Here is a 380-nt window from a genome sequence, read left to right as displayed (position 1 = left end):
GCAAAAGGTTGCGCCGAATCTTGTGCAGTCCTATGTAAATCAGGTGGCGTCGCAGCATCCGGGTGTAATCACACCTGTCGCGGACGGTGAGTATTCATCGGTTGAGCTTCCTTCGCGATTCGCGTTCTACGGTTTCACTGATCTATACGTATGCCCGTTCCGCGCCAAGCACTTGGGTAAGCTTCAGAAGGCAAACCGCGAACAATCGCTTCTGGCCATGGTCGAGGCCGTGAGCGCCGTGTGCTATACGACGGCTCCGGCATTTGCTGGCCGCCCGATGGCATTCGAGCTGACTCTCCCTGATTTCTTCTTTGTGCTGTACTGGCTACGCCTGAACTCGTTCACGAAGTCCAACTACGTGCACCACGCAGAGTGTAAGG

General features: G+C 55.5%; 1 protein-coding gene. It reads left to right on the top strand.

Annotation, left to right across the window (positions count from 1 at the left end; all coding sequences use genetic code 11):
* On the top strand, positions 1 to 380 hold a 380-nt coding region (locus tag AC1RPJ_RS07910), incomplete at both ends, for a hypothetical protein (RefSeq protein WP_481762863.1).

The sequence above is a fragment of the Dellaglioa sp. CoH-57-MRSF-17 genome, assembly GCF_056782015.1.
The sequence above is the reverse complement of the archived record's forward strand: the minus strand, read 5'-3'. Positions and strand labels throughout refer to the sequence as shown.